Raw genomic sequence first — 26793 nt, 5'->3', positions numbered from 1 at the left:
TTATTATTAAACGATTTTTATATAAATAGAAACAACAATGAACAAGACACATCAGCTATTCCTATTATTCCTCGGACTGCTGCTATCGGCAGGCTGCTTGACGGGGTGTATCAAGGACGACCTGTCGGACTGTCCAATCAATGTGGAACCGGAACCCGAACCTGAGCCGGAACCCGAACCGACCACCGGAACGTTCCGTCTGGCCCTGACCTATACAATGCACAACACACAGGAAAACGGTACATACGTAGACCTTTTCAACGATCAGGTACACAAGGTCGATGTGTTCGTGTTCGATGAATCCGGCCGTTTCATTCAGCAGATTACTGAAGAAGCCGCCTCACAATTTGCCGAAAACTATACGAAAGAAATTGAATTACCGGGTGGAGATTACCAGTTTGTAGTATGGGGAAACCATTACGAAGACGAAACGGTACATAATTACGGGGATATAACGACATTACTGGAGGAAGGCCGTATGACACTGCTCCAGACTTTCAGCCGTAGTATAGAAATCGGAATGCTTACCGATTCCCTGTTCCATGGCTGTACTCCACAAACGGTTACCGTAGAAAACGGGAAAGACCAGGTAGTTCCCATTGACCTGATGAAGAACCGTAACGATGTACGCGTAGTGGTACGTTGGCGAGAAAAAGGCATGACCGAAGGCTATTGCCACCATACCGAACATGCACAGAACATTACTGCTACCCTGACAGATAACAATGCGGTACATGACTTCCTGAACAACATTGTAGGTAAACAGGAAGTGACGTACCAGCCTGGACGATTCCCAGAGTGGTATAATCCGTTTTTCCACGGTGAAATGGAGGTTTATCCTACGGAAGAGGCCTATACGTATGTGGCCGACTTTTCCGAACTCCGCCTGATGAAGGACAATGCCGATTCACGTCTGGTGATACGTAATGCCGACGGAACAACGGTATATGAACATGCTCTGACAGGCCCAGACGGACTCATCACCCGATTGGAACAATATCAGACTCAGGAAGCACTAGACCGTGAGGACCGCTACCTCATCGAACTTCTCTTTGAATGTGAGCATGAAGATGAACCTGGTCCGGAACCTGATCCAGATCCAGAACCGGAGCCGGAACCCGATCCGGAACCTGAACCCGATCCAGAACCGGAAGATCCATGGTCGGCCATTACTATCATCATTAATGGTTGGACCCTGATTGATAAAGACATTGAATTATAAGCGAATTTGTTTATGCTAAATACCAGAAAATTATGATAAACAAGCATTCTATATATAAATATAATTGGGTGTTCTTTTCGCTACTTGTACTCTTGTTGGTAAGTGGTACGGCGAGTTGTAGTGATAACCCGGCAATGGAGGATGAAAATACATCTAAAAAAACTACGCTTTCCATTATGGTACGTGGAGTAACACAAACCCCTGAGTCAGATGGTTATGATGAATATATCAAAACCTTGCGTATCATTGTTTTTGATGATGTTTCAAGAATGGTTTGTAACAAATATTATGATCAAAATGACATAAAGACATGGAAGGTAATAGGTTTGGGCCCTAAAACATATTATGAAATAAGTCAGGAGCTCCAGAACTTTTCTGGAGGAAACTGTAGGTTCTACTTTATAGCGAATGAAGAGGAATATATAAAATACAATAGCAATAATACAACATTAACTAATTTTTTAGGGAAGAGTGATTTAACGGAAACTCAGTTAAAAAAATGCATTATTACTTCCACACCAGATACAGAAGATTGGAGTATTAAACCTATTCTAATGATTGCTAATCCAAGCGCTCAATACATCAAACCGGGAAGTGATACCAAAATAGCAGATGTTAATTTAGTCCGCTGTGTAGCAAAGATGCAACTGATTGTACAAAAGGAAAATACAGGTGAAAATAAAATACCGGAGAACGATGAAGTTACAATTAGTAATGTATCCTTACATGGAACACGTCCGGAATCATACACATTGTGGGAAAATGGTTCTATTATCACCGGTATTGGATATTCAAAGACTTTACTCTCTTCTAGTGGTGAAATTGTTGGTTACCCAAATGAACCATATACTAGTCCAATAGTCTATTTCCCAGAAAAGCTATACAATGATAAAACGGCCGATGGAGACTTATATTTTACATTCACACTAAATTACAGACCTGAGAATTCTGATGCTACAGAAAGAACATATACGATTGCCATAGGTAAAGATGCTGATGATGATGGCTTTGTAGATGATTATAATATTTATCGCAACACCAGCTATACTATCACCGCCACCTTGAAATGGCAACCTACAGAACCTACCATGTATATTCAGGTAGATGCTTGGGGAGAAAAAACAATGGATGTTCCAGCTTTTGAATAAAACAATGAAGGAGGATACAATATGAATACCAAAAGAATATTACGTTCGATATATGTCAGCTTACTCTGCTGGAGTGTTTTGTCCTTGAGCTTGACAAGCTGTAAAGATGATGATTGGATGAAGAACAACCATAATAATGTAAAAGAAGGCATCCCCATTGCTATTAGCCTGAATTTTTCGGCTGTTCCGTCAACAGATGTGAGCATCACGCGTGCAACGGGAAGCGACCTGTCCGAATTGTCCGACATTATTATATGCGTGTTCCATGGTGACGGTTCGTTCGAACAAATAGTTACTAGCTATGAAGGTGGAGGTTTGACTAAAAACGAAAATTTTATTTCTCCAAATGGCGAACGTCGTTATAAAGTAAGTTTTAAGAGTACTTCCGGCGAAAAGAAGCTCATAGCTGTAGCAAATGTGGCCGATGGTGCCTATTGGGAAAATCTGATAACGGAATTAACTAAAGCTTTTACTCAGGAAAAACATTTTATTGAAGTTAAGAATATCATAGCAGAAATAAATCAGGATCTAGTGGATCAAGCTGGATCAGAAGACGGCATACAACCATTTCATATTACAGCTCCGTCACAGATGTTTATTTCAGGATGGAATGAGGGAATTATTTTTGGAACGAACAATACTATCACTAATTATGGTAAGTATGGAGATCAATCGAATGATATAGCAATAAAAATGAAGCGTGCAATGGCACACATTACATTCAATATTGCAGCAAAGCCAGATAATGCTAAAGGCATTTTTACACCAAGCTCCTTTCGGGTTTACAACATTCCGACGAAAAGTTATTTGACTAATGATTTACAAGATACCCAATCTTATGCGCTTACAGACAACATAGAAAATGTTCAGTTCATTCATACAGCTTCAGAAAAGATTGATACACCACAAGGAGAAAATTATTCGTTCAACTTCTACATGCCTGAGAATATACAACAAATCGGTAAATCTACAAGCTATAACGAACGTGATGAATGGACAGGTTCCTCTGGTGCTACATCCGAAAATAAAACATGGACTAAAGCTCCTCAAAACAGTACCTTCGTTGTGATAAGTGGAACATATGAAGGAGAGGCCACTGTTGGTACGGAAACAGGTCATGTAACCGCCAATGTTGAGTATACAATTCATTTAGGTGATTTTGGCGAATCAAATGATAGCCAACGTGATTTCACAGATTTCTCTGTGATGCGTAATTATAGTTATATCTACAAGGTTCAAATTTTAGGAGTTGACAATATTATTGTTGAAGCACAAAAGAAAGGTGGTGAACAACAAGGAGCCGAAGGTTCCGTTTATGATAATAACCATACAGAATATAGCTATAATCTAGATGCTCACTATGAACAAGTTTATCTGGAGTATAACCTTTCAGAAATAGCCGCAAATCTAGATCCAAATTTAACTGGAGAAGATCTGGATAATGCAATCGCCAACCAATTGATTCTCATTATCCAGTCGGAAGCAATGGATTATAATAAGGAAGAAGAAGGTAAATATTCTACACGAAACAAACGTGGTTCATTGTGGCCATATAAAATATACGCTGATGCAAAACGTAATCAACAAGATATTGAACAAGCTAAGAAAGATATACTTGATGGAATCAAAGGAGAAACAACTCCTACTAAAGGATTTGATTATAAATGGATAGAATTCCTGCCACAAAAAGATCCAGGAATTTCAGAATATCCAGGTGTTTCATTATGGAGTAGAGCTGATGTTAGTGACTTAAATAATGGAGCAGAACAAGTATATGGCACCACAAATGAACATGTAACAGAAGGTAGTAAAAATTTGATGGATGCATATGATATAATAGTTGCTATGGGAAATGTAGTAAAAAAAATATATAAGAAGGAGAAACCTTCACTAAATGAGTTTGCTGAAGGAGGTATTTTAAATCAAGATTTTTTCACAGGTAAAGGAATAACTATAAGTCAATCAGGCGATAACTATGTCGCACGATTCACAGCATTTGTAGATGAATACTATTACTATAAACATCCTTTAACTGGTGCCCCAGTTACTACATGGAGCGTATTTACCAACAAAATTCCACGTGAAATGATTATCTCTATGAGTACTGATATTTCTGACGATGGTAATAGTTCATACAATAAGGTATATTCGTATATAACACAACTCTCTATGCAGACATTTTATAACTCCCGTGCAATAAATCTCAATGGTTTCGGGATTGAAACTTATAACGAAATGCCATTAACATTTACATTTGGAAATCCAACGCTTCCAAGTAATGCAACATTAGACGATTCAGATGGACGAACCAATCAAATCTATTTATTAGGGAAAAAACCTAATGATAATGATTATGGCCAATGGGATACATATTTAAATTTGAATAAAAATGGATGGACTAAAACACTCGGATCTACAATATCCTCTCATAAGTTGGATGGAATAAATGGAGGAGATGCCTACAAGATGAAGCAGGCTTACTATGCTTGTCTTTCACGTAATCGGGACTTGAACGGAGATGGTATAATTAATCCTAATGAAATCCGTTGGTATCTTGCTTCTTTAAATGAATATATTCGCATGGGGATTGGTTCCAATGCAATTTCCAGCACAGCTAAACTTTATCATGGAGTCAAAAATGATATGAATATAGATTACTATCCTTCTTCTTACATACAATATGGATCTTTGTATTTTACAAGTAGTGCATCCGATAAAAGATGTTATTGGGCTGTAGAAAAAGGCTCATATAGTAGTATTAGTAGCAGTTATGGAACAGAATTACCTATCCGTTGTATTCGCATTTTACCAGCAATAAATGACCAGCAGGATATCAGTAATTTACAGAATATAATTACAGCTTCTACCTATGAAAAAATTAATGCAACTCAAACAGAACCTATTGTATTAAAATTTAAAGACCGTTTAGTTGATGATTTATATCGTGTTCGCGCACAAGGTAATCTAAGTATACATAATGAAGATCAACCGGTAAATTCTTTTTATGAAGGAATATTCGTTGCAAAGGATTATTTAAAAGATGAAAGAAACAACAAAAAAAGATATAATTTAGGAGACATCATTGGATATAACAATGAAAGAAGAAGTTATGGGACTTATTTCAGCGGAGAAATGCTTAATCCCTGTGCAACTTATGGAGAAAAAGGATATAAAAACTGGCGTGTTCCAAACTTAGTGGAACTTTCAGCAATGAATGCTGCCGGTCTTTTGGAAGGTTCAGACAATACAACAGATGGTGATGCTTGTTGCACTCAATTCTCCAATCTGAATGTAAGATATGGATTTATCCGTTCGACTTTGATAACTTGTCCAGGTGGATATGATAGCCATATTAACCGTACATATTATATACGATGCGTACGCGATGTCCCAAACAATTATTTTGACAATCAATAAATTTATATTTGGTGTCTTGATACACTATAAAATTTTTTATATCGAAAAAATGATAATTAAATATCTAATCCTTGGAAATCTTTTGCTACTAACAGCCTGTCAGATAAAATCAGGTTCTCAATCTTCTCCAAGATTAAATAAACAAGATCCTGTGGCTATACAGCTACAGGATCAAATATTTATTTTTCCCGAAATCCCTGCTACTCTGACGGAACCGGAAGCCCGCAAAGCCTACCTTCTCACCCACTACTGGGATAAGTTCGACTTTGCCGACACTACCTTGGTAAACAACCGCGACGTGACGGAACAGGGTTTTGTGAATTTCATAGCCTTGTTGCTGGATGGGACAACAACGAAAGAACTTACGGGTAAAAGCCTGGCCGACTGGTGTACACACTTTCTGCCCTATCCTCATTCACGCCAGGTTATGACACAGCTTACGGACGATTACCTGTATAACCCCAATTCACCCTACTACAACGAAACATTGTATGGGATGTATCTGGAAACACTTCTCGACGTGCTGCCGCAGACGGACGCCATGCGTTCTTCCTATCAATTCAGGCTGGAACTGCTGAGGCGCAACAACGTAGGAGACAAGGCTACGGACTTTACCTACTACCTGCCCGACGGCACACACCGCACGCTGGCCGCCACACCCGTAAAGAACAACCGCCTGTTGCTGGTATTCTACGACCCCGAATGTGAGTCGTGTCATGAGGTACTGCAACAGATGGTCTCCGACAAGGCACTGGCCGAAACGATACAGGCCGGAAAAATGAGCGTGCTGGCTGTCTATACCGAAGGAAACGATGAGGCGTGGCGCAAATCTCTGCCCGACATGCCCCAAGACTGGACGGTGGGCACCGACCGTGAGGCGGTGAAGACGGGAGCATTGTACGATCTGAAGGCTATGCCGTCGCTCTACCTGCTTGACGGACAGAAACGCGTTATATTAAAAGACGCTACCTATGAAACGGTACGCCGGACGGTCATGCAACAAGAACCATAAACACATACGTATCATGGATGAACAACACCTGTCAATGGAAAACATAGAACACCTGTCGGCCCGGGAGCGGTCACGCATCCGGCAAAGGTATGCCCTGCACAGCAAGTATGAAGCAGCCGTAACCTTGTATGCGGAAACGGAAACCCCGTTACGTGCCATAGCTTCCACCTGCAACGTAAACGAACGTGCACTGGGGGTATACCTGCACCGTTACTGGCGTGAACTCATCCTGCGCAGGTATGGGATAGAGACAGAAGGGAAAGATCCGTACAAGATCCGGTTTTACGGACCGGACGGACAGAGCTATGCATCGCATGAGAAATACAAGGATGCCATACAGGCCTGCGATTCACTCCAGTACATAGAACTCAACGTCTCACAGGTGGCACGCAAGTTCGGCGTGAACGGGACGGCACTGGCCAACTTTATACGAGTACATTATCCCGACATCCTGACCAGACGTGAACAGGTACGGATAAAGCTGGGAATCAATGATAATATACACCACGGAATGCGTGCCGCCTGCAAGGAACAATATGCAGGAGCTCTGGAACTTTACCGTACTACAGACATGACGGTCAAAGAGGTGGCGCAAAGATGCAACGTATCCGAAGGCGGCCTGTTGCAACACATGCGTTTCTATCACCAGGATCTGTTGAAAGAAAAGAAGGAGAACCGGCGACGGGCACAGCACGGCGGAAAGAAGAAACGCGGGGAGCTGCTGGGAAACGGACGCAAGTATGAACCGCTCCCGGCCACCGTACAGAAATATGCCGAAGCGCTGGCCATGTACCGCGATACAGCCCTTACCATGAAAGAGATAGTGAAAAGGACCGGCGTAGCGGCAGAAGGGTTCCGCTTCTATCTGCATAAATGGCACCGCGCACTGGTGCTGGAACGTGCAGGCATCCACGCCGATGAAGATGCGGAAGTGAACATCACCCGTTCACGCTGCCGCATGAAAACCGTAGCCGCCAAATATGCCGAGGCCATCGAAAGCCTGAAGAAGAATCCGCGTCCTGTAGCTCAGGCAGCCGTCGAATATGGACATAATCCGGAAGTGCTCCGCCAATACATACGCCGGCACGAACCGGAACTGGCTGCCACCTTGGGACTGAAAGCGGCCCGTAGCAACACTCCTGTTCCAAAGGAATGAAAAAGGGAGAAGCGTCTTGCTCCTCCCTTGTATGCCTTTATTTCACCGGACCGTATCAATCCTTGTAAATCGCTTTTGTTCCGGCCAGCAATGTATTTTTCATCAGTGAGACGATTGTCATCGGACCTACTCCTCCCGGAACCGGAGTGATATAGGAACACTTGGGCGCCACTTCATCAAACTTCACGTCGCCGGTAAGCTTGAAGCCCGATTTCCGGGTCGCATCCGGGACACGGGTCGTACCTACGTCTATCACTACGGCACCCTCCTTCACCATATCGGCCTTCAGGAAATTCGGTTTTCCCATTGCTACGATAATGATGTCGGCTTCACGACATTCCTGTTCCAGATTCTGGCTATGGCTATGACAAACCGTAACCGTAGCGTCGCCCGGATATTTCTTCTGCATCATCAGGATGGCCATCGGCTTACCCACGATGTTGCTCCGCCCCAGCACCACGCATTTCTTTCCCTGGGTCTCTATCTTATAGCGTCTCAGCAGCTCCAGAATTCCGTTGGGAGTAGCCGATACGTAACACGGAAGTCCGATACCCATACGGCCCACGTTGATAGGATGGAAACCATCCACGTCTTTCCGGTAGTCAATAGCTTCAATCACTTTCTGGGCCGAAATATGGTCGGGTAAAGGTAACTGTACGATAAATCCGTCCACGTCATCGTCTTCATTCAACTCCTGGACCTTGGCCAGCAGTTCGGCCTCTGTAACATCATTCTCGAAACGGATCAGGGTAGACTTGAATCCACATACCTCACAAGCTTTCACCTTCGAAGCTACATAGGTTTCACTTCCTCCGTCATGACCGACTAGTATGGCGGCCAGATGCGGACGTTTGCCTCCACGGGCAACAATTTCGGCAACCTCGGCGGCAATCTCCTGCTTTATCTGCTCCGAAATAGCTTTTCCATCAATTAACGTCATAATTTCTATACTTATTTTTAGTCTTTTCTACGAAAACAAACAAATATACAATTTTTCGGGGCGCCAGATTGACATTATTCCGTCGGTTTATGCTTTATTAACGTTGCCACACCACATCATCCTGCCCCATACACGTTTCCTGTCAGGCATTCAGATACCACAGAGAACCGTTCAGATAGGTAGCCAGCAACAACCAGACCATATACGGAACGAAAAGCCATCCCAATACCGGCTTAACCTTGAATCCGGTCCACATAAAACAGAATACCGACACGTCGAGCAACAGGATATCAAGCATACCCAGACTGAAGCTGTGGCAATAGAAAAAAAGCACGCTCCACAAGAAATTAAGGACAAGCTGGACAATCCAGAGAGCCAGCAGCCTTCTGCGCAGACCCTCACTCATGTTCCAGACAAATCCACATGCCACCCCCATGCAGACATAGATGAAAGTCCATACCACCGGAAATGCCCATCCGGGAGGTGTAAGCGCCGGTTTCGACAGGAACGGATACCATTCCGCCTGGGCTTCGGCCTGGACATAACGTCCGGCCACTCCTATTCCCAGACAAAAAAGAACAGGAATTGCAAACGACAAGATCTTTTTCATAAGCACAGATGTTTAGATTCAAGAAGCTACAGACAAAAATAGTGAAAACAACCTGGAACTATAGCATTTTTATCTGTTTTTATAGACGTTATCTACTGAAATAGTAATTCTTAAAGTCCGAATTCTCGGAAAAGAGCAAAAAACTATTAACTTTGCAGACATAATCCGGTTATGAAAACTTTTAAATTCTATATATTATATATATTCGGTCTTGCACTCACCCTGCTCACGGCAACTCCGGCCTACGGTGCATCGGACAAACGTTTTACCGTAGTGATAGATGCCGGCCACGGGGGACACGACCCGGGAGCCATCGGCAAGCGGGGACGTGAAAAAAACATCAACCTTAACGTGGCACTGAAGCTCGGAAAGCTTATCGAGCAGAATTGTAGTGATACACGGGTTGTCTATACCCGGAAAAAGGACGTGTTTGTCCCGCTCCACAGCCGGGCCGACATTGCGAACAACGCCAAGGCCGACCTGTTCATTTCCATCCATACAAACTCTGTAGCTTCACGCAACAGCTCGGTAAGAGGTACCGAAACATATACGCTGGGACTGCATCGCACCCAGGATAATCTGGAAGTTGCCAAAAAGGAAAACTCCGTCATTCTGATCGAAGACGACTACAAGCAACGATATGCCGGCTTTAATCCGAACTCTTCAGAAAGTTATATCATCTTTGAATTCATGCAGGACAAGAACATGTCACAAAGTGTCAGCTTTGCCCGGCTTATCCAGACACAGTTCCGCAACAACGCCCGACGTGTTGACAAAGGGGTACACCAGGCCGGATTCCTGGTATTGCGTGAAACGACTATGCCAAGCGTACTGGTGGAGCTGGGATATATCACGAACAGGAACGAAGAAGCATACCTGCTTTCGGAAAACGGTTCTTCCGCACTGGCCAGAAGCATTTATCTAGCCTTCATGAATTACCGGCAACAACGGCAAGGAAATACACAGGTAGTGCAAGCAGATGCAGACCCGAAACCGGCAACCGGAACCAAGGAAAAACAGGCTCCCTCTCCTACCCGTGACGACACACCTGGAAAAGTGGATACTCCCGCAGATAACGGTGGCCAGCCTGTATTCAAGATCCAGATACTGACTTCGGACAGGAAGCTGCCTTCTGGCAGTAAGCTGTTCAAGGGACTTTCACCGGTGGGCTGCTATAAGGAGAACGGCATTTACAAATATACATACGGTGACAGTACCGACTATAACCAGGTTCTCCGCCTGAAACGCAACAAGGTCGACGCTAAGTTCAAGGATGCCTTCATCATCGCTTTCAAGAACGGTGAAAAGACCAATGTCAATGACGCAATCAAGGAATTCAAGAAAAACAGAAAATAAATAAAAGAAACGCAATATGAGAAAAGAATTTAAAATAGGTCTGGCAGGAATAGCTGCATTGCTTATTCTCTTTTTCGGTATCAACTACCTGAAAGGCATAAACATGTTTAAACCGGAAAGCTATTACTATGTAGAATTTGAAGACATCAACGGACTGGCGAAATCCAGCCCTGTATTCGCCAACGGATACAAGGTAGGTATAGTCAACGACATACAGTATAACTACAACCATCCGGGACATGTGGTCGTATGCGTGGAAACAGACGATGAAATGCGCATTCCCAGCGGAAGCCATGCCGAACTGGTAACGGAAATGCTGGGTACCGTAAAGATGAACTTTATCCTGAATATGGAAAGCAAGACCTATCATGAAGAAGGAGATACATTACAGGGATATGCCAATAACGGTATTTTAGGAGCAGCTGAAACCGACCTGCTTCCCAAACTACAGGTCATGCTCCCTAAAATGGACTCGATACTGGCTTCATTAAACGCTCTGCTGGCCGATCCGGCACTGAAGAATACCCTCCACAATACAGAACAGCTGACCGCCTCACTGAACAGCACAAGCAGACAACTCAACAAGCTGATGAACACAGAGGTACCTCAACTGGCCGACAACATGAACGCCGTATCGGCCAATCTGAAGACAATCAGTGAAAACCTGAAGGGAATAGACTATGCGGCAACCTTCCAGAAAGTGGATGCAACACTCCAGAATGTCTACCTCCTGACCGACAAGCTCAACAGGAAAGACAATAGCCTGGGACTGTTACTGAATGATTCCTCACTCTACAACAACCTGAATGCCACCAGTGTAAATGCCGCAAACCTGCTGGAAGACCTGAAGGAACATCCTAAACGTTACGTACATTTTTCCTTGTTCGGTAAAAAAGACAACTAGGCATTATATGGAACAATTCTAAATAAGGATTTACTTGCCGGATGATGGCAGTTACAATGTAATGTCTTGATATTCAAAATCGGAATATCAAGACATTATAATATAAACAAATAGACACTTTATCACAATAAACTGAAATTCAAACCTTTATAGAAAAACAAATTGTTTTAAGGCATACACTATTTTAACAGATGTATAAAATTCTGTACAACAGGTAGTTATATAATTCCATTAAAAAGCAAGAGAAATATGATTTGTTTTTCTAGAATTTCATTACGAAATTTGCAAACGTAGAAGTTTCGCTTATTAAATTTTAGAACATAAATATGATTGAGAACAATCAGGCTATTGCATTATGGAACCGTTGTCTCATTTTCATCAGAGACAACGTGAATGCGACAGCCTTCAAAACTTGGTTTGAGCCTATCGTACCGCTGAAATACGAGAATAAGGCCTTGACGATCGGGGTACCCAGTCCTTTCTTCTATGAATACCTGGAAGAAAAGTTCGTGGGCTTGCTTCGTGCAGCCATCTACAAGGAGATTGGAGAAGGCACGGAGCTGATGTACTCTATCCTGACCGACAAGACAAACCATATAGCCGTCGATATAAAAGGCACGGAACGCTCGGCTGCGCTACCGCCCCAGACGTCTATCCATAACGCCAATAAGGCGCCCACAATATTACAGGCTTCTTCGAACGCACAGGATCTGAATCCTCATCTGAACCCGAACTATAATTTCGAGAACTTCATCAAAGGAGCGAGCAACGAATTCTCACGGACGGTTGCCGAAACCGTTGCCCAGAATCCGGCCCGTACCTTCAATCCTCTGTTTCTATACGGTCCGTCGGGAGTGGGCAAGACACACCTGATCAATGCCATCGGCACACGTATCAAGGAACTCTATCCCGAAAAACGTGTATTGTATATCTCGGCACACCTCTTCCAGATGCAATATACGGATTCGGTAAGAACCAATCATTTCAATGACTTCATCAGTTTCTACCAGACCATCGATGTACTGATTATCGATGATATACAGGAATTTGCGGGAGTAACCAAGACCCAGAATACGTTCTTCCACATTTTCAACCACCTGCATCAGAACGGCAAGCAGCTTATCCTTACATCCGATAGGGCTCCGGTCATGCTGCAAGGGATGGAAGACCGCCTGCTCACCCGTTTCAAATGGGGACTGGTGGCCGAACTGGAAAAACCGGACATCGAGCTCCGGAAGAACATACTCAGGGACAAGATCCGCCGTGACGGTCTTTCCATACCGGAACCGGTCATCAACTACATTGCAGAGAACGTAAACGAAAGCGTACGTGAACTTGAAGGAATTGTCAACTCCCTGCTGGTATATTCCATCAAGCTGAAACGTGAAATCAACCTGGATCTGGCACAACATATTGTAAGGAAAGCCGTACGCTGTGCGGAAGTCAAGCCGCTGACGGTTGAGGATATCATTGAAAAGGTCTGCTCGCATTATCAGGTAGACGCTTCCACCATCCATACGAAAACCCGTAAGCGTGAAGTGGTACAGGTACGGCAGGTTGCCATGTATCTGGCCAAGAAGCATACCGAAACTTCCTCTTCAAAGATAGGACAGATGATAGGTAACAAAGACCATGCTACGGTGCTCCATGCCTGCAAGATTGTAAAAGATCAGGTAGAAGTAGACAAAGCATTCAAGGCAGAAATTGAGGAAATAGAATCCAGCCTACGGCAGAAATGACAGGCCGGCAAGATATATAAAACAGGAAAGGACATGAATTTTTTCACTATCAAAGTAGAAAATTCATGTCCTTTCCTGTTTCTTTCAAAACTACAGGCTTTTTATTTACGGAATCCCTGTTTCTTCAACGTCGCCTTCAATGACTCCGACATCATTTCATTATCTGCCTTCTTATAACGGATATCAGTAAATATCTGAGCCAGCGTTTCGGTATGGTTGATCTCCACAAAATGCTTGTTTTCCGGCAAAGACTCCTTGTAGGCATAAATGTCGTCAATCATTTCTGGAGTATAGTCCTTATATACTTCCTCATGTATGATTCCTCTCAAAGGAAGACGGTCGGGCTGTGCCGGACATTCATCCGGATAACCTACCGTAATGGTAGCCACGGGCATAACCAGGCGGGGCAGCTTCAGCAATTCGATAATCGGGGCAGGATTATAGATGGTAGTACCCAGATAACAGATTCCCAATCCATTGTCTTCGGCCAAAGTACAGAAATTCTGGGTCACCAGCAGCGTGTCGCTCATGGCGTTCAGGAATGACAGCGGATTGTCGTATCCAGGTTCGGCCTTCCGCTGCAGACACCATTTGCTGAAACGGTTGAAATCGGCACAGAATGTAAGGACAACAGGAGCGGAAGTAACCATAGGCTGGTTAAAATGGGCGGGAGCCAGCTTTTCCTTCATTTCGCGACTGCGGGTCACGACCACACTGTACAACTGCATGTTCCCCATGGTAGAAGCCCGGAATGACTCCTCCAGCAACCCGTTCAACAATTCTTCGGGAATGTCCTGTTCCTTATACTTACGTATCGTACGTCTGTTTTTAATTGAATCCATATACATAAAAATTGATTTATACAAAAATAGCAAATATTTATCAAATCCGACGGCTGACAGGTATTGTAAATAGTTAAAAATGCAGGCACATTCAGATGAAGGACATAATCGGCATAAAAACAGCGCACAAGGATAATTTTACATTTTAGACAACTTTTTCTAGAATAAAAATTCATAATATATTAATAATCAGAAGATAATAAATTAAAATCGGAAAACTTTTATTTTTGTTGATAACTTTTTGTTGTTTTATTTTGTCATTCTAAAAAACATATATAGTTTTGCAGCCGTATGTTATTAATAAGCGAACATTCTACTACAGACATCAAGACAACTAAAAATAATAACGTACCAAATATTTATAAAAACCGTGGAAAAACAAACTTACACCTACGACGAAGCCTTCGCGGCCTCGCTGGAGTATTTCAAAGGAGATGAGTTGGCAGCCCGCGTGTGGGTAAATAAGTATGCCGTCAAAGACTCTTTTGGAAACATCTATGAAAAGTCACCGGAAGACATGCATTGGCGTATCGCCAATGAAGTTGCCCGAATTGAAGCCAAGTATCCGAACGGACTTAGCGCTCAACAACTGTTTAACCTGCTTGACCATTTCAAGTACATCATACCGCAAGGAAGTCCGATGACTGGAATTGGCAACGATTATCAGGTAGCTTCTCTTTCTAACTGTTTTGTAATCGGACTTGACGGATCCGCTGATTCATACGGAGCCATCATCCGCATTGACGAAGAACAGGTTCAGCTGATGAAACGTCGCGGTGGTGTAGGTCACGACCTTTCGCATATCCGCCCGAAAGGTTCTCCTGTAAAGAATTCTGCTCTGACTTCAACCGGCCTGGTTCCGTTTATGGAACGTTATTCCAACTCGACGCGTGAAGTTGCACAGGACGGACGTCGCGGAGCCTTGATGCTGAGTGTATCCATCAAACATCCTGATTCGGAAGCATTCATCGATGCGAAAATGACTGAAGGCAAGGTTACGGGCGCCAACGTATCTGTAAAGCTTGACGACGAATTCATGCAGGCAGCCATCGAAAACCGGAGCTACACCCAACAGTTCCCCATTGATTCCGACCAGCCGAAAGTGGTCAAGGAAATTGATGCCGCAGCATTATGGAAGAAGATTGTGCACAACGCATGGAAATCGGCCGAACCGGGTGTACTGTTCTGGGACACCATTATCCGCGAATCGGTACCCGACTGTTATGCCGACCTGGGTTTCAAAACCGTATCGACCAACCCTTGCGGTGAAATTCCATTGTGTCCGTACGACTCCTGCCGACTGCTGGCCATCAACCTCTATTCATATGTAGTGAATCCGTTCACTCCGGAAGCATATTTCGATTTCGACCTGTTCAAAAAGCATGTGGCATTGGCACAGCGTATCATGGACGATATCATTGACCTTGAACTGGAAAAGATCCAGAAGATCATGGAAAAGATAGACAGCGATCCGGAAAGTGAAGAAGTCAAGGGAACAGAACGCCACCTGTGGGAAAAGATTTACCGCAAATCCGGAATGGGACGCCGTACGGGAGTAGGTATCACAGCCGAAGGAGATATGCTTGCCGCCATGGGACTGCGCTACGGAACGGAAGAAGCTACGGAATTTGCAGAACAGGTACAGAAAACGATCGCTCTGGAAGCTTACCGCTCATCAGTCAACATGGCCAAGGAACGCGGAGCCTTCGAAATCTACGATGCGGAACGTGAGAAGGAAAACCCGTTCATCAATCGTTTACGCGAAGCCGATCCTCAATTGTATGAAGACATGAAGAAATACGGTCGCCGTAACATCGCCTGCCTTACCATCGCTCCTACAGGTACAACCAGTCTGATGACGCAGACTACGTCCGGCATTGAACCGGTGTTCATGCCAGTATACAAGCGCCGCCGTAAGGTTAACCCGAACGACACCAATGTACATGTAGACTTTGTGGATGAAACAGGCGATGCATTCGAAGAATATACTGTATTCCACCATAAGTTCCTTACCTGGATGGAAGTCAACGGATATGATCCCGATAAACGGTATACCCAGGAAGAAATAGATGAACTGGTGGCCAAATCACCTTACTACAAGGCTACTTCCAATGATGTCGACTGGCTGATGAAAGTCAAGATGCAGGGCCGCATCCAGAAATGGGTGGACCACTCTATCAGTGTAACGATCAATCTGCCCAACAACGTCGATGAAGACCTGGTAAACCGCCTGTATGTAGAAGCATGGCGCTCCGGATGCAAGGGATGTACGGTTTACCGTGACGGTTCACGCGCTGGTGTGCTGCTTTCTACCAAGAAGAAGGACGACAAGAAAGAAGGGCCTTGCGAATGTGTCAAGACACGTGAGGTTGTAGAAGTACGTCCACGGGTACTGGAAGCCGATGTGGTACGTTTCCAGAACAACAAGGAAAAATGGGTAGCCTTTGTAGGCTTGCTAGACGGTCGTCCTTACGAAATCTTTACCGGTCTGCAGGATGATGAAGAAGGTATCGTACTTCCGAAATCCGTAACCAAAGGACGCATCATCAAGAATTTCGACGAAGAAGGCAATAAACGTTATGACTTCCAGTTCGAGAACAAACGAGGATACAAGATGACGGTTGAAGGCCTTTCCGGTAAATTCGACAAAGAGTACTGGAACTATGCAAAACTCATTTCAGGAGTCTTGCGCTGGCAGATGCCTATCGAACAGGTCATCAAGCTGGTAAGTTCACTGCAGCTCGACAGCGAGAACATCAATACCTGGAAAAACGGTGTGGAACGTGCACTGAAGAAATATGTGCAGGACGGAACCGAAGCTAAAGGGGTAAAATGTCCGAATTGCGGCCATGAAACACTGGTATATCAGGAAGGCTGCCTTATCTGTAAGACTTGCGGTGCTTCGCGTTGCGGATAATCTTTACAATTCTACATAATAATAAAACAAGTCATTCGGAATATAGCTGCAGGGGAAAATATTCCCGGAAACAGTTCATTTTCCGAATGACTTTTTTAATTAAACTTCCCATCAACTATGAGAGCAGACAACATGTATATCTACCTGGACGGGATAAAACTGTACGCTTACCACGGTGTACTCCCCCAGGAAAACAAGGTAGGAGCCGAATATACCGTCAGCCTGAGGCTGAAAACAGATTTTTCACGGGCCGCCGCACAGGATGAACTGGAAGGAACCGTAAACTATGCCGATGTATTCGCGGCAGTGAAAGAAGAGATGGATATCCCTTCCCGACTGCTGGAGCATGTCATACATCGGATTGCACGGCACCTGTTCGACCGTTTCCCGTCTATAGTGGAAATAAAGATCGCACTGTTCAAACAGAATCCTCCTATGGGGGCAGACTGCCAACAAGTAGGGGTCGAAGCGACCTATCTCCGCTAAAGCAAGCATACGGTCAATACACCCTGAAATTACCGCTGACGTGAAGCATGGAAAGCATATACACCATACCGGCATAATACCTGAACTTACCCGTAGGCAACGGAGTATTCCATAAACGGAGGATATATTCACGGGCAAGTTCCTTGTCGGTCAGGGCAAAGGCACCTACAGCATTGGCTCCTGCCATCCCTTCGGAATATGAACCTGTAGGCTTCTTTCCATCCAGCTCAAACTGCCCGTGCGTATAATTATCATTCTTCAGGAAAGTGAGCAGGCGTGTCATCATCTCAGTCTGCCGGGAGGCATCCTTGCCAAACCAATAATAGTCCATCCCCACATTCATGGCACAACGGATGGCATCATACTGATAACGGCGGGCATCGTAATCCTCTTTCCAATACGGTTGGTGAGGTTTCCCGTCAAACGTGGAATAATCAGGGAACAACCCGGTCACCGGATGTGAAGCCTGTGCCAACAAACGACGTGCGGCATCCGGAGTCTGAGCCCAGAAATCCTGATCCAAATCGGCCCATAACGCCCATAATTCAAAGAAGGCCGGAAGGTTATAAGACGGATCGGTAAAATGACGCATGTCCCTGGACGGAACGAATGTCACCAGCTTGGAACCGGCATCAAACATGTTATAAATGTCTCCTGCACCATCCTTTGACATGACATCCTTCAAGATCTGCTGTGCCTCCTTCTCATAGTTATACGCTCCTTCGTTTCCCCAACGGTGTGAGGCAAAGAACAGGGATGTGATAAAATAGATTTCACCGTCGGTTGCACAACTGGGCTCCTCACCTATCTTCTTTCCGTCAGTAGTACATTGCCAGGCAAAATATCCCGACCACCGTCCCGAAGTATAATGCATATATTTCTTGGTCCACCGCCAAATCTTGTCGAACTCCTGCCGCTTGTCCATCTGCACACAAATCATCATCCCGTATGACATGCCCTCCGTCCGGACATCGTTGCTTCCGGTATCATAAATATAAGCAGTGCTGTCACTATCTTCATAATAGACCTTCGTTTCATCGTCTACAAAGAAATGGTTCCATATCCGGGCCAGCTTCTCATCGGTCTCATCCTGTGACACACCAAGATACTCATGGAAAAGGTTCGGATAGATTCCCGTATAGAATGCTCCCGAAGGTCTGCCGGTACCGGCAGATTTCCCCCATGCATCCAAACCGCACCCCAGGCATACTATCAAAGCTAAAAAAACAGAATAAATTTTCATATCGGTGTCCAAATTATCAAATGTCCTACATCGTTTTCCTACTTTTTCATCTTGTTCCATCATCTCGTAACCACATAATCTTTTCCGGCTTCGGTCATCAGATCGTATTCATAAACCTTCGGAATAACAGGATATTGCGGAACTATGTCCTTCGACACCAAAGGTTCCTTGATATCAGCCTGTCTGAACAACGGATTGGAATTTTCCCCTTGCGCCGGCTTCAAGCCTTCACCTTTCAACGGCACATAAGAACGCAGACGCAGATTGCCTCCCAGACGGGAATGTATCTTGGCCTTGGCCAGCTGTACGCCGTTCCATTCCATATCTACCACAAAACCACCACGGGCAACCAAACCCTTTACGCTACCTTCCGACCAGGCATCAGGCAAAGCCGGCAACAGATGTACCGCCCCGTCGTGGCTCTGGAGCAACATTTCGGCCACACCTGCCGTAAATCCGAAATTTCCGTCAATCTGAAAAGGCGGATGGGCATCAAACATATTCGGATAAGTACGTCCTTCCGGATATTTGCGCGCTACAGCATCACTCGGCAGCAGCACCAGCAGATTCGAAATCATCTTATAGGCATGATTGCCGTCAAGAAGTCTCGCCCACAAATTGATCTTCCAGCCGATAGACCATCCGGTTGCCTTGTCACCCCGTTGCAGCAACGTGTTCTTAACCGCCTGGAACAGGTAAGGATGGGTATAAGGAGATATCTGGTTGCTGGGGAACAAACCATATGCATGCGATACGTGGCGATGTTCGTCACGAGGATTGTCCAGATCTTCCAGCCACTCCTGCAACTGGTTGTAGCGGCCTATCTGCATAGGCGGAAGCTGAGCCAGCTGGTTCTTCAGCGAATCCTGGTAAGCCGGCTGTATATCCAATACCTTCGCGGCATCCAACGTATTGCTCAACACGTCGAAAATGATCTGGTTATCCATCGTACATCCCGCCACAATCGTTGAATTGCCCTGGGTATTCTCTCCCGCCGGACCATGCTCGGGCGACATGGAAGGCGCTGTCACTTTCCATCCGTACTTCGGATGCGGAACCATATAGCTGAGGAAGAAGTCGGCCGCCCCTTTCATCGCCGGATATGCCTCTTCCAGGAACTGCTTGTCACCGGTATAGAGATAATGCTGCCACAGATGGGTGGTGAGCCAGGCTCCTCCCATGGGCCAGGTTCCGTAAAATGCATTATCGACAGGACCCGTAATACGCCAGATGTCTGTATTATGATGGGCTACCCATCCGTTACAGCCATACATGTCGCGGGCAGTCTGCCGGCCCGTAACGGAAAGATCCTGTATCAGGTCGAACAGCGGCTTGTGTGTCTCCGACAAGTTGGTCACTTCAGCCGGCCAATAATTCATTTCGGCATTGATGTTGATGGTATATTTCCCATCCCAGGGAGCCAGCAACTTATCGTTCCAGATACCCTGCAGATTGGCAGCCTGTCCGCCCGGCTGTGAAGAAGATATCAGCAGATAACGCCCGTACTGGAACATCAGAGCTGCCAGTGAAGCATCTCCCCCTTTACTGAAACCGGCTATACGCTTTACCGTTTCCTGTCCGGCCGCCTGCTTGTCGGCACTTTCCAGCGATAGGGAAACCCGGTCGAACTGTGACTTGTAATAGGTTTCATGTGCCTTCAGCGCATCATCGTAATTCTTTTTCATCGCAGCATTCAGCAAGGCCGAAGCTTTTTTCGTTTCATTGCCACTCACATCGTGGTAGTTCACAAAATTGGTTGCCGCAGCAATATATAAAGTAGCAGATGTAGCATTCTCTACAGAAATGGCATCGCCGGTCAGCCTCACCTTCCCGCCTTGAGCAGCCACCTGACTCTGTGTTTCCATTTCAATGACAGCCGGTACACCTTCATGTGCCTGTCCTTTTCCTCTCAACACCAGCTTCTTTCCCGATTTCCTGACCGTATTTTCCAACGGAGAAGTGTACTTGACTTTAAAGTTCAGCATACCCGGCTTGTCGGCGGTAAACCGCACGATGATAACCTTATCTGGAAAGGAAGCAAATACCTCACGTGTATATGTCACCCCGTCCGCCTTAAAACGGGTCGTGGCAACGGCACGTTCCAAATCCAGATCACGGTAATAATCACTCACCTGCCCCTTGTCAGGCATCTCGATCAGCAGGCTGCCGACAGTCTGATAAGGCATACCGTTCTTTCCGGTATAGAAAGTCTTGTCAATCAGGTTCTGGGCATCCATCGTTTTACCGGCGAAAATCAGATCGCGTACTTCCTGAAGATGCGATCGGGCCTCGGGATTGTCATTCCGGTGAGGTCCCCCTCCCCACATGGTCTCCTCGTTCAGCTGCAACTCTTCCTTATAGGTTCCCCCATAAACCATGGCTCCCATAGACGAATTGCCCACAGGCAAAGCCTCAACCCATGTAGTGGCCGGCTTTCCATACCAAAGCTTCAGATCCTGAGCCTGCACATAAACCGTCATGCTCAGGAGCAGCCCTACTCCAATAAAATATTTTTTCATGAATTCCATAATTTAGATTAATCAGGTGTTAAATTTACACAGAAGTACTTTATCTGGCAAATATATTTCAAAGAAAACGCTCCTACAAACTACACAAAACAATTCAGGCGACCTCCGGATAATGAAAGCCGCCTGAACATATGAAGAGAGAAAACGAAAAGAGCAGATCAACGGTCGGATATAGGAGTATACTCCATTTCGTCCAACACATTCTTATAGGCCGGACGGATGATACGGCGACCCTCAAAATTCAATTCCTCGATACGGTGTGCCGTCCATCCTACTATACGGGCCATAGCAAACAGCGGAGTATAGATCTCTACAGGCAGCCCCATCAGCTCATAAATAAAGCCTGAATAGAAATCTACATTAGAGCATACCTGTTTCTTGGTACCTTTCACCTTCTTGAAACATTCGATGGCACGCTGCTCAAGGAGTTCAAGGAAAGCAAATTCCTTTTCCATCCCTTTCTCGGCCACCAGTTCACTGGCCAGTTCCTTCAACAATACGGCACGTGGGTCGGAAATGGTATACACGGCATGACCGATCCCATAGATCAGTCCGCTGCCGTCGTACGCCTCCTTGTTCAGCATCCGGATAAGGTATGTATCTATCTCATCGATGTTATTCCAGTCGGATATAACTTCCTTCAGATGGTGGAACATCCTTACTACCTGGATGTTTGCCCCTCCGTGCAACGGACCTTTCAAGGATCCGATTCCGGCAGCAATGCTTGAATAGGTATCGGTACGGGTTGAACTGGTCACACGGACCGTAAAGGTAGAGTTGTTACCACCGCCATGTTCGGCCTGCAAAACCAGCAACAGGTCGAGCATACGTGCCTCCAACGGCGTATAGTCCTTCTTGATCATGTAAAGGAAGTTTTCGGCCAATGACAGGTTTTCATGCGGATGACGGATATGCAGTGAACGTCCCTGTGTGCTATGACGGTAAATGTTATAGGCATAGGCAATGATGGTAGGAAACTTCGAAATCAGCTCTATCGACTGACGCATCAGGTTGTCGCGCGAGATGTCATCCGGATTCGGATCGAAGGTATACATTTCAAGTACACTCCGGGCCAGGATATTCATGATGTTCTGTCCTTCCAGGTCAATGATATTCATCGTAGTCTTCTTGTCGAGAGGCATATTGTCATTGATCAGTTCCTTGAAGGAAGCCAGCTGCTCAGAATCAGGAAGCTCACCCGAAAGCAACAGATAGGCCACCTCTTCAAAGCCGAAACGTTTTTCCTTCAGCAAGGCATGGGCAATGTCTTCCAGGTCGTATCCGCGATAGAACAGCTTGCCGGGAATCGCCTTCAGTCCCTGGTCGGTTCTTTCATAACCCACCACATTACCGATCTTGGTCAGACCTACCAGTACTCCGGTCCCGTCTTCATTACGGAGTCCGCGCTTTACATTATATTTGGTAAAAAGCTCATTATCGATACGGCATGCATGTTTTGCACATTCCGAGAGTTTATATACAACATATTCCTTTTTCATAGATTCTCAGTGTTACGCAGGAATTGGTTAAACTTCTATTATAAAAAATCGATCACACAATCACCGAACTCAACAGTTCCAAGAGACTGTCCGTCCGGCATGAAGCGGGCCAGATCATTGGTGGCCTTTCCTTCTCCGAAGGCCTTTTCAAGCGCACCGGTAATCAACTGTCCGGCCTCCTTCCATCCCAGATATTCGAGCATCATGACCGAAGACAGCAGCAACGAACACGGGTTGACTATGTTCTTCCCGGCAATGTTAGGTGCCGTACCATGGGTAGCCTCAAAAATGGCATGTCCTGTAAGGTAATTGATATTGGCTCCCGGTGCAATACCGATGCCACCCACCATCGCAGCAAGCTGGTCGGAGATATAGTCGCCGTTCAGGTTCAATGTGGCAATCACGGAATATTCCTCCGGAATGAGCAGGGTATTCTGCAGAAACGCATCCGCAATACAGTCCTTGACAATCAGCTTGCCGGTATTGACGGCCTCAGCCAAAGCGGCTTTCGCCGATTCTTCACCCAGATCCTTCTTTACCTTTTCATATTGGTTCATGGTGAATGTCTTGCCGGCGAATTCCTTTTCGGCTACTTCGTAGCCCCAACGCTTGAATCCTCCTTCGGTAAACTTCATGATATTCCCCTTATGCACCAATGTAACGGAAGGCAACTGATGTTCCAGGGCATAGCTGATAGCCGAACGTACCAGACGCTGGGTTCCTTCCACAGATACAGGCTTCACACCGAAAGATGAAGTCTTTGGGAAACGTACCTTGGTCACTCCCATTTCGTCACGCAGGAACGTATAGAACTTTTCCGCTTCCGGAGTTCCCTGTTCCCATTCTATTCCGGCATAGATATCTTCCGTATTTTCACGGAAAATATGCATATCCACTTTCTGAGGTTCCTTTACCGGAGATACTACCCCCTTGAACCAACGTACCGGACGCAGGCAGACATACAGGTCGAGTGTCTGGCGCAAGGCCACATTCAAGGAACGGATACCGCCGCCTACAGGCGTGGTAAGCGGACCCTTGATTCCTACCAGGTATTCACGGAAAGCGTCCATCGTCGCTTCGGGCAGCCATTCGCCTGTCTTTTCAAACGCCTTACCGCCGGCCAGCACTTCTTTCCATTCGATGGAACGTTTTCCTCCATAGGCCAGTTTCACGGCCTCGTTGACAATCTTCTGACAAACCGGAGTGATTTCGGCTCCTACACCGTCGCCTTCAATGAAAGGGATGGTCACACAGTCGGGCACTACCAGCCGACCGTCTTGCATATATACTTTACTCATAGAATCGGATTTATTGTTTTCTGAATGTATTCAAAGCAGAACCGGCACGGAACCAGGCAATCTGCATATCATTATATGTATGGGAAGCTTCAATGGTATCGCTCGTACCGTCTTCATGGCGCAGCACTACCTTCAGAGGCTTTCCGGGTGCAAATGTATCCAGTCCGAGAACAGAGATACGGTCATGCTCCTGCACCTTGTCATAGTCGTCCTTATTGACAAACGTCAGTGCCAGCATACCCTGTTTCTTCAGGTTCGTTTCATGAATACGGGCGAAACTCTTGGCCAGGATAGCCTTCACGTTCAGGAACCGAGGCTCCATTGCGGCATGCTCGCGGCTCGAACCTTCCCCATAATTTTCTTCGGCTACAACAATGGATGAGATTCCTTTCGCCTTATACTGTTTGGCTACCGCTGAGACCGCTTCATACCCACCGGTCAGACTGTTATACACACTGTTGGTCTTTCCGTTGAAGGCATTGACCGCTCCCATCAGCATATTGTCGGAAATGTTTTCCAGATGTCCGCGGAAACGCAGCCACGGGCCCGCCATGGAAATATGGTCGGTGGTACACTTGCCCTGTGTCTTGATCAGCAGCGGCATGTCTATAAGGTCTTTCCCGTCCCACGGAGCAAACGGAACCAGCTTCTGCAGGCGTTGGGATTCCGGATCAATGGAAATACTCACATTCTTTCCGTCGGCAGCCGGAGCCACATAACCGTTGTCGTCTACCGTAAATCCTTTGGCCGGCAAGGTATCGCCCACAGGCGCATCCAACTTCACCTGCTCACCTTTTTCGTTTGTCAAGGTATCCGTCAGCGGATTGAAACACAGGTCACCTGCTATGGTCAATGCCATCGCCAGTTCAGGAGAAGCCACAAACGCATGGGTATTCGGATTACCGTCGGCACGTTTGGCAAAGTTACGGTTAAATGAGGTGACAATGGAATTGGCCCTCGTAGGATCGTCCGTCACACGTTTCCACTGGCCAATGCAAGGACCGCAGGCATTGGTCATGATCACACCGCCTACCGCCTCGAAATCGGCAATCATACCGTCACGCTCGGAAGTGCAATATACCTGTTCCGAACCCGGATTGATAATCAGCGGCGAAGCCATCTTCAGTCCCTTCGCCTTTACCTGACGTGCGAGTGACGCCGCCCGGCTCAAGTCCTGATACGAAGAATTGGTACAAGATCCTATCAGCCCCACTTCCATACGCTGCGGATATCCGTTCGACTTTACTTTGGCGGCGAATTCTGAAATCGGGCAGGCAGCATCCGGCGTAAACGGTCCGTTGATATATGGTTCCAGCGAAGACAGGTCGATCTCGATGATACGGTCGTAATAGTTCTCCGGATCAGACAGGACTTCATCGTCCGCCTTCAGACTGTCTTTGTTCGCTTCCGCCATCGCAGCCACTTCCTCACGACCGGTGGCACAAAGATACTTTTTCATTTCCTCGTCAAATGGGAACAGCGATGTGGTTGCCCCTACTTCGGCCCCCATATTACAGATGGTAGCCTTACCGGTAGCCGACAAGGAAGCAGTTCCTTCGCCAAAATATTCGATGATGGCATTGGTTGCCCCTTTGACAGTCAGGATACCGGCCAGTTTCAAGATCACGTCCTTCGGAGCGGCCCATCCCTCCAGTTTTCCGTTCAGCTTCACACCTATCAGCTTAGGCATCTTCAGTTCCCATTCCATACCGGTCATGACATCCACGGCATCGGCACCTCCCACACCGATAGCTATCATTCCAAGGCCTCCGGCATTCGGGGTATGCGAATCGGTCCCCACCATCATACCGCCAGGAAACGCATAATTTTCAAGGACAACCTGATGGATGATACCGGCTCCCGGACGCCAGAATCCTATGCCATAACGTGAGGCTACACTTTTCAGGAAATCATACACCTCCTTATTCGTTTCACAGGCGGCAGGCAGATCCACCTTCACACCTTTATAGGCCTGTATCAGATGGTCACAGTGAACTGTAGCCGGAACGGCCGACGTCTCTTTCCCTGCATTCATGAACTGTAGCAAAGCCATCTGGGCCGTTGCATCCTGCATGGCTACCCGGTCGGGACGGAAATCGACATAGTCTTCCCCACGACGAAAAGCCGCCAATTTTTCCGGATTATATAGATGTGCATAGAGGATTTTCTCCGCCAATGTCATAGCTCTTCCCAAATTGTTACGGGCATTCTCTACTTTTTCTGCATAAGACGAATAGAATTGCCTCAACATTTCAATATCGTAAACCATTTCAATATAATTTATAACTTTTTGTCAGACCGCAAATATACAAACTTCCCGATACAATATTCAACAAAAACTGGATAAAATTATCCGATTTACAATTAAAGCAGCCTTTTTTGCATAAATATCATAATTAAAAGCAAAACAAAAAGTAAAATTGTAACAAAAAGAAGCCTGTTTGTCCTTTTAAACAAATTTTTCACATTGAAAATT

18 protein-coding genes are annotated in these 26793 nt (G+C 45.7%); 10 read left to right on the top strand and 8 right to left on the bottom strand.

The window, feature by feature from the left end; translation table 11 throughout:
• Positions 1-37 precede the first annotated feature (37 nt).
• The 5 genes from BQ7489_RS02210 to BQ7489_RS02190 all read left to right on the top strand — a co-directional run bounded on the left by BQ7489_RS02210 (position 38) and on the right by BQ7489_RS02190 (position 7955).
• Positions 38-1222: a FimB/Mfa2 family fimbrial subunit gene (locus BQ7489_RS02210; RefSeq protein WP_072529867.1), complete on the top strand. Its 1185-nt coding sequence runs from the start codon at positions 38-40 to the stop codon at positions 1220-1222.
• 32 nt (positions 1223-1254) lie between these two features.
• The gene (locus tag BQ7489_RS02205; protein ID WP_072529866.1) at positions 1255-2370 is read left to right on the top strand and encodes a fimbrial protein; all 1116 of its coding nucleotides are present in this window, start codon (positions 1255-1257) and stop codon (positions 2368-2370) included.
• 117 nt (positions 2371-2487) lie between these two features.
• Positions 2488-5787, top strand: coding sequence for a DUF4906 domain-containing protein (locus BQ7489_RS02200; RefSeq protein WP_072529865.1), 3300 nt, complete (start codon positions 2488-2490; stop codon positions 5785-5787).
• Positions 5788-5938: 151 nt separating this feature from the next.
• Positions 5939-6799, top strand: coding sequence for a DUF5106 domain-containing protein (locus BQ7489_RS02195; protein ID WP_239496912.1), 861 nt, complete (start codon positions 5939-5941; stop codon positions 6797-6799).
• Positions 6759-7955, top strand: a complete 1197-nt coding sequence (locus BQ7489_RS02190; RefSeq protein ID WP_072529864.1) for a hypothetical protein — start codon at positions 6759-6761, stop codon at positions 7953-7955. The genes BQ7489_RS02195 and BQ7489_RS02190 overlap by 41 nt, the downstream gene beginning before the upstream one ends.
• A 55-nt stretch (positions 7956-8010) precedes the next feature.
• Here BQ7489_RS02190 and folD read toward each other — a convergent pair whose 3' ends face one another.
• A complete protein-coding gene (gene folD / locus BQ7489_RS02185) occupies positions 8011-8895 on the bottom strand; it encodes a bifunctional methylenetetrahydrofolate dehydrogenase/methenyltetrahydrofolate cyclohydrolase FolD (RefSeq protein WP_072529863.1) in 885 nt (294 codons plus the stop codon).
• Between the two features lie 142 nt (positions 8896-9037).
• Complete coding sequence (locus BQ7489_RS02180; RefSeq protein ID WP_072529862.1) at positions 9038-9505, bottom strand: TspO/MBR family protein; 468 nt, start codon at positions 9503-9505, stop codon at positions 9038-9040.
• Positions 9506-9676: 171 nt separating this feature from the next.
• On the opposite strand from BQ7489_RS02180, the gene BQ7489_RS02175 reads away from it, so the two are divergent.
• From BQ7489_RS02175 to dnaA, 3 genes are all read left to right on the top strand, one after another.
• Positions 9677-10861 (top strand): N-acetylmuramoyl-L-alanine amidase family protein, encoded by a 1185-nt coding sequence (locus tag BQ7489_RS02175; protein ID WP_072529861.1) that lies wholly within the window; start codon positions 9677-9679, stop codon positions 10859-10861.
• 16 nt (positions 10862-10877) lie between these two features.
• Positions 10878-11765 (top strand): MlaD family protein, encoded by an 888-nt coding sequence (locus BQ7489_RS02170; RefSeq protein ID WP_072529860.1) that lies wholly within the window; start codon positions 10878-10880, stop codon positions 11763-11765.
• Between the two features lie 326 nt (positions 11766-12091).
• Positions 12092-13504 carry a chromosomal replication initiator protein DnaA gene (dnaA, locus tag BQ7489_RS02165; RefSeq protein ID WP_072529859.1) on the top strand — a complete coding sequence of 471 codons (1413 nt, stop codon included), beginning with the start codon at positions 12092-12094 and terminating at the stop codon, positions 13502-13504.
• 101 nt (positions 13505-13605) lie between these two features.
• Here the strand turns inward: dnaA and BQ7489_RS02160 are convergent, their stop codons facing one another.
• On the bottom strand, positions 13606-14346 hold the full coding sequence (locus BQ7489_RS02160; protein WP_072531987.1) for a nitroreductase family protein: 741 nt from the start codon (positions 14344-14346) through the stop codon (positions 13606-13608).
• Positions 14347-14716: 370 nt separating this feature from the next.
• On the opposite strand from BQ7489_RS02160, the gene BQ7489_RS02155 reads away from it, so the two are divergent.
• Together BQ7489_RS02155 and folB are read left to right on the top strand one after the other, a co-directional pair.
• The gene (locus BQ7489_RS02155) at positions 14717-17263 is read left to right on the top strand and encodes an adenosylcobalamin-dependent ribonucleoside-diphosphate reductase (protein ID WP_072529858.1); all 2547 of its coding nucleotides are present in this window, start codon (positions 14717-14719) and stop codon (positions 17261-17263) included.
• 117 nt (positions 17264-17380) lie between these two features.
• Complete coding sequence (gene folB, locus BQ7489_RS02150; RefSeq protein ID WP_072529857.1) at positions 17381-17749, top strand: dihydroneopterin aldolase; 369 nt, start codon at positions 17381-17383, stop codon at positions 17747-17749.
• 13 nt (positions 17750-17762) lie between these two features.
• Here the strand turns inward: folB and BQ7489_RS02145 are convergent, their stop codons facing one another.
• From BQ7489_RS02145 to BQ7489_RS02125, 5 genes are all read right to left on the bottom strand, one after another.
• Entirely contained in the window at positions 17763-18992 is a 1230-nt protein-coding gene (locus tag BQ7489_RS02145) for a family 8 glycosyl hydrolase (RefSeq protein ID WP_072531986.1), read from the bottom strand.
• 59 nt (positions 18993-19051) lie between these two features.
• Positions 19052-21511: a glycoside hydrolase family 95 protein gene (locus tag BQ7489_RS02140; RefSeq protein WP_072531985.1), complete on the bottom strand. Its 2460-nt coding sequence runs from the start codon at positions 21509-21511 to the stop codon at positions 19052-19054.
• 167 nt (positions 21512-21678) lie between these two features.
• Positions 21679-23019, bottom strand: coding sequence for a citrate/2-methylcitrate synthase (locus BQ7489_RS02135; RefSeq protein WP_072529856.1), 1341 nt, complete (start codon positions 23017-23019; stop codon positions 21679-21681).
• Between the two features lie 38 nt (positions 23020-23057).
• Positions 23058-24317, bottom strand: a complete 1260-nt coding sequence (icd, locus tag BQ7489_RS02130) for an NADP-dependent isocitrate dehydrogenase (RefSeq protein WP_072529855.1) — start codon at positions 24315-24317, stop codon at positions 23058-23060.
• 10 nt (positions 24318-24327) lie between these two features.
• Entirely contained in the window at positions 24328-26586 is a 2259-nt protein-coding gene (locus BQ7489_RS02125; protein ID WP_072529854.1) for an aconitate hydratase, read from the bottom strand.
• Between the last annotated feature and the right edge of the window lie 207 nt (positions 26587-26793).

Origin of the sequence: Bacteroides ilei (assembly GCF_900128495.1) — a bacterium.
Lineage (GTDB): Bacteria > Bacteroidota > Bacteroidia > Bacteroidales > Bacteroidaceae > Phocaeicola > Phocaeicola ilei.
The sequence above is the reverse complement of the archived record's forward strand: the minus strand, read 5'-3'. Positions and strand labels throughout refer to the sequence as shown.

Bases quoted from the DNA above. Each gene is read 5' to 3' on its own strand.
- BQ7489_RS02205 (WP_072529866.1), top strand. From the start codon at position 1,255: ATGATAAACAAGCATTCTATATATAAATATAATTGGGTGTTCTTTTCG.
- dnaA (WP_072529859.1), top strand. From the start codon at position 12,092: ATGATTGAGAACAATCAGGCTATTGCATTATGGAACCGTTGTCTCATT.
- icd (WP_072529855.1), bottom strand. From the start codon at position 24,317: ATGAGTAAAGTATATATGCAAGACGGTCGGCTGGTAGTGCCCGACTGT.
- BQ7489_RS02200 (WP_072529865.1), top strand. From the start codon at position 2,488: ATGAAGAACAACCATAATAATGTAAAAGAAGGCATCCCCATTGCTATT.
- BQ7489_RS02180 (WP_072529862.1), bottom strand. From the start codon at position 9,505: ATGAAAAAGATCTTGTCGTTTGCAATTCCTGTTCTTTTTTGTCTGGGA.
- BQ7489_RS02190 (WP_072529864.1), top strand. From the start codon at position 6,759: ATGAAACGGTACGCCGGACGGTCATGCAACAAGAACCATAAACACATA.
- BQ7489_RS02135 (WP_072529856.1), bottom strand. From the start codon at position 23,019: ATGAAAAAGGAATATGTTGTATATAAACTCTCGGAATGTGCAAAACAT.
- BQ7489_RS02160 (WP_072531987.1), bottom strand. From the start codon at position 14,346: ATGGATTCAATTAAAAACAGACGTACGATACGTAAGTATAAGGAACAG.
- BQ7489_RS02210 (WP_072529867.1), top strand. From the start codon at position 38: ATGAACAAGACACATCAGCTATTCCTATTATTCCTCGGACTGCTGCTA.
- BQ7489_RS02125 (WP_072529854.1), bottom strand. From the start codon at position 26,586: ATGGTTTACGATATTGAAATGTTGAGGCAATTCTATTCGTCTTATGCA.
- BQ7489_RS02175 (WP_072529861.1), top strand. From the start codon at position 9,677: ATGAAAACTTTTAAATTCTATATATTATATATATTCGGTCTTGCACTC.
- BQ7489_RS02145 (WP_072531986.1), bottom strand. From the start codon at position 18,992: ATGAAAATTTATTCTGTTTTTTTAGCTTTGATAGTATGCCTGGGGTGC.
- folD (WP_072529863.1), bottom strand. From the start codon at position 8,895: ATGACGTTAATTGATGGAAAAGCTATTTCGGAGCAGATAAAGCAGGAG.
- BQ7489_RS02140 (WP_072531985.1), bottom strand. From the start codon at position 21,511: ATGAAAAAATATTTTATTGGAGTAGGGCTGCTCCTGAGCATGACGGTT.
- BQ7489_RS02170 (WP_072529860.1), top strand. From the start codon at position 10,878: ATGAGAAAAGAATTTAAAATAGGTCTGGCAGGAATAGCTGCATTGCTT.
- folB (WP_072529857.1), top strand. From the start codon at position 17,381: ATGAGAGCAGACAACATGTATATCTACCTGGACGGGATAAAACTGTAC.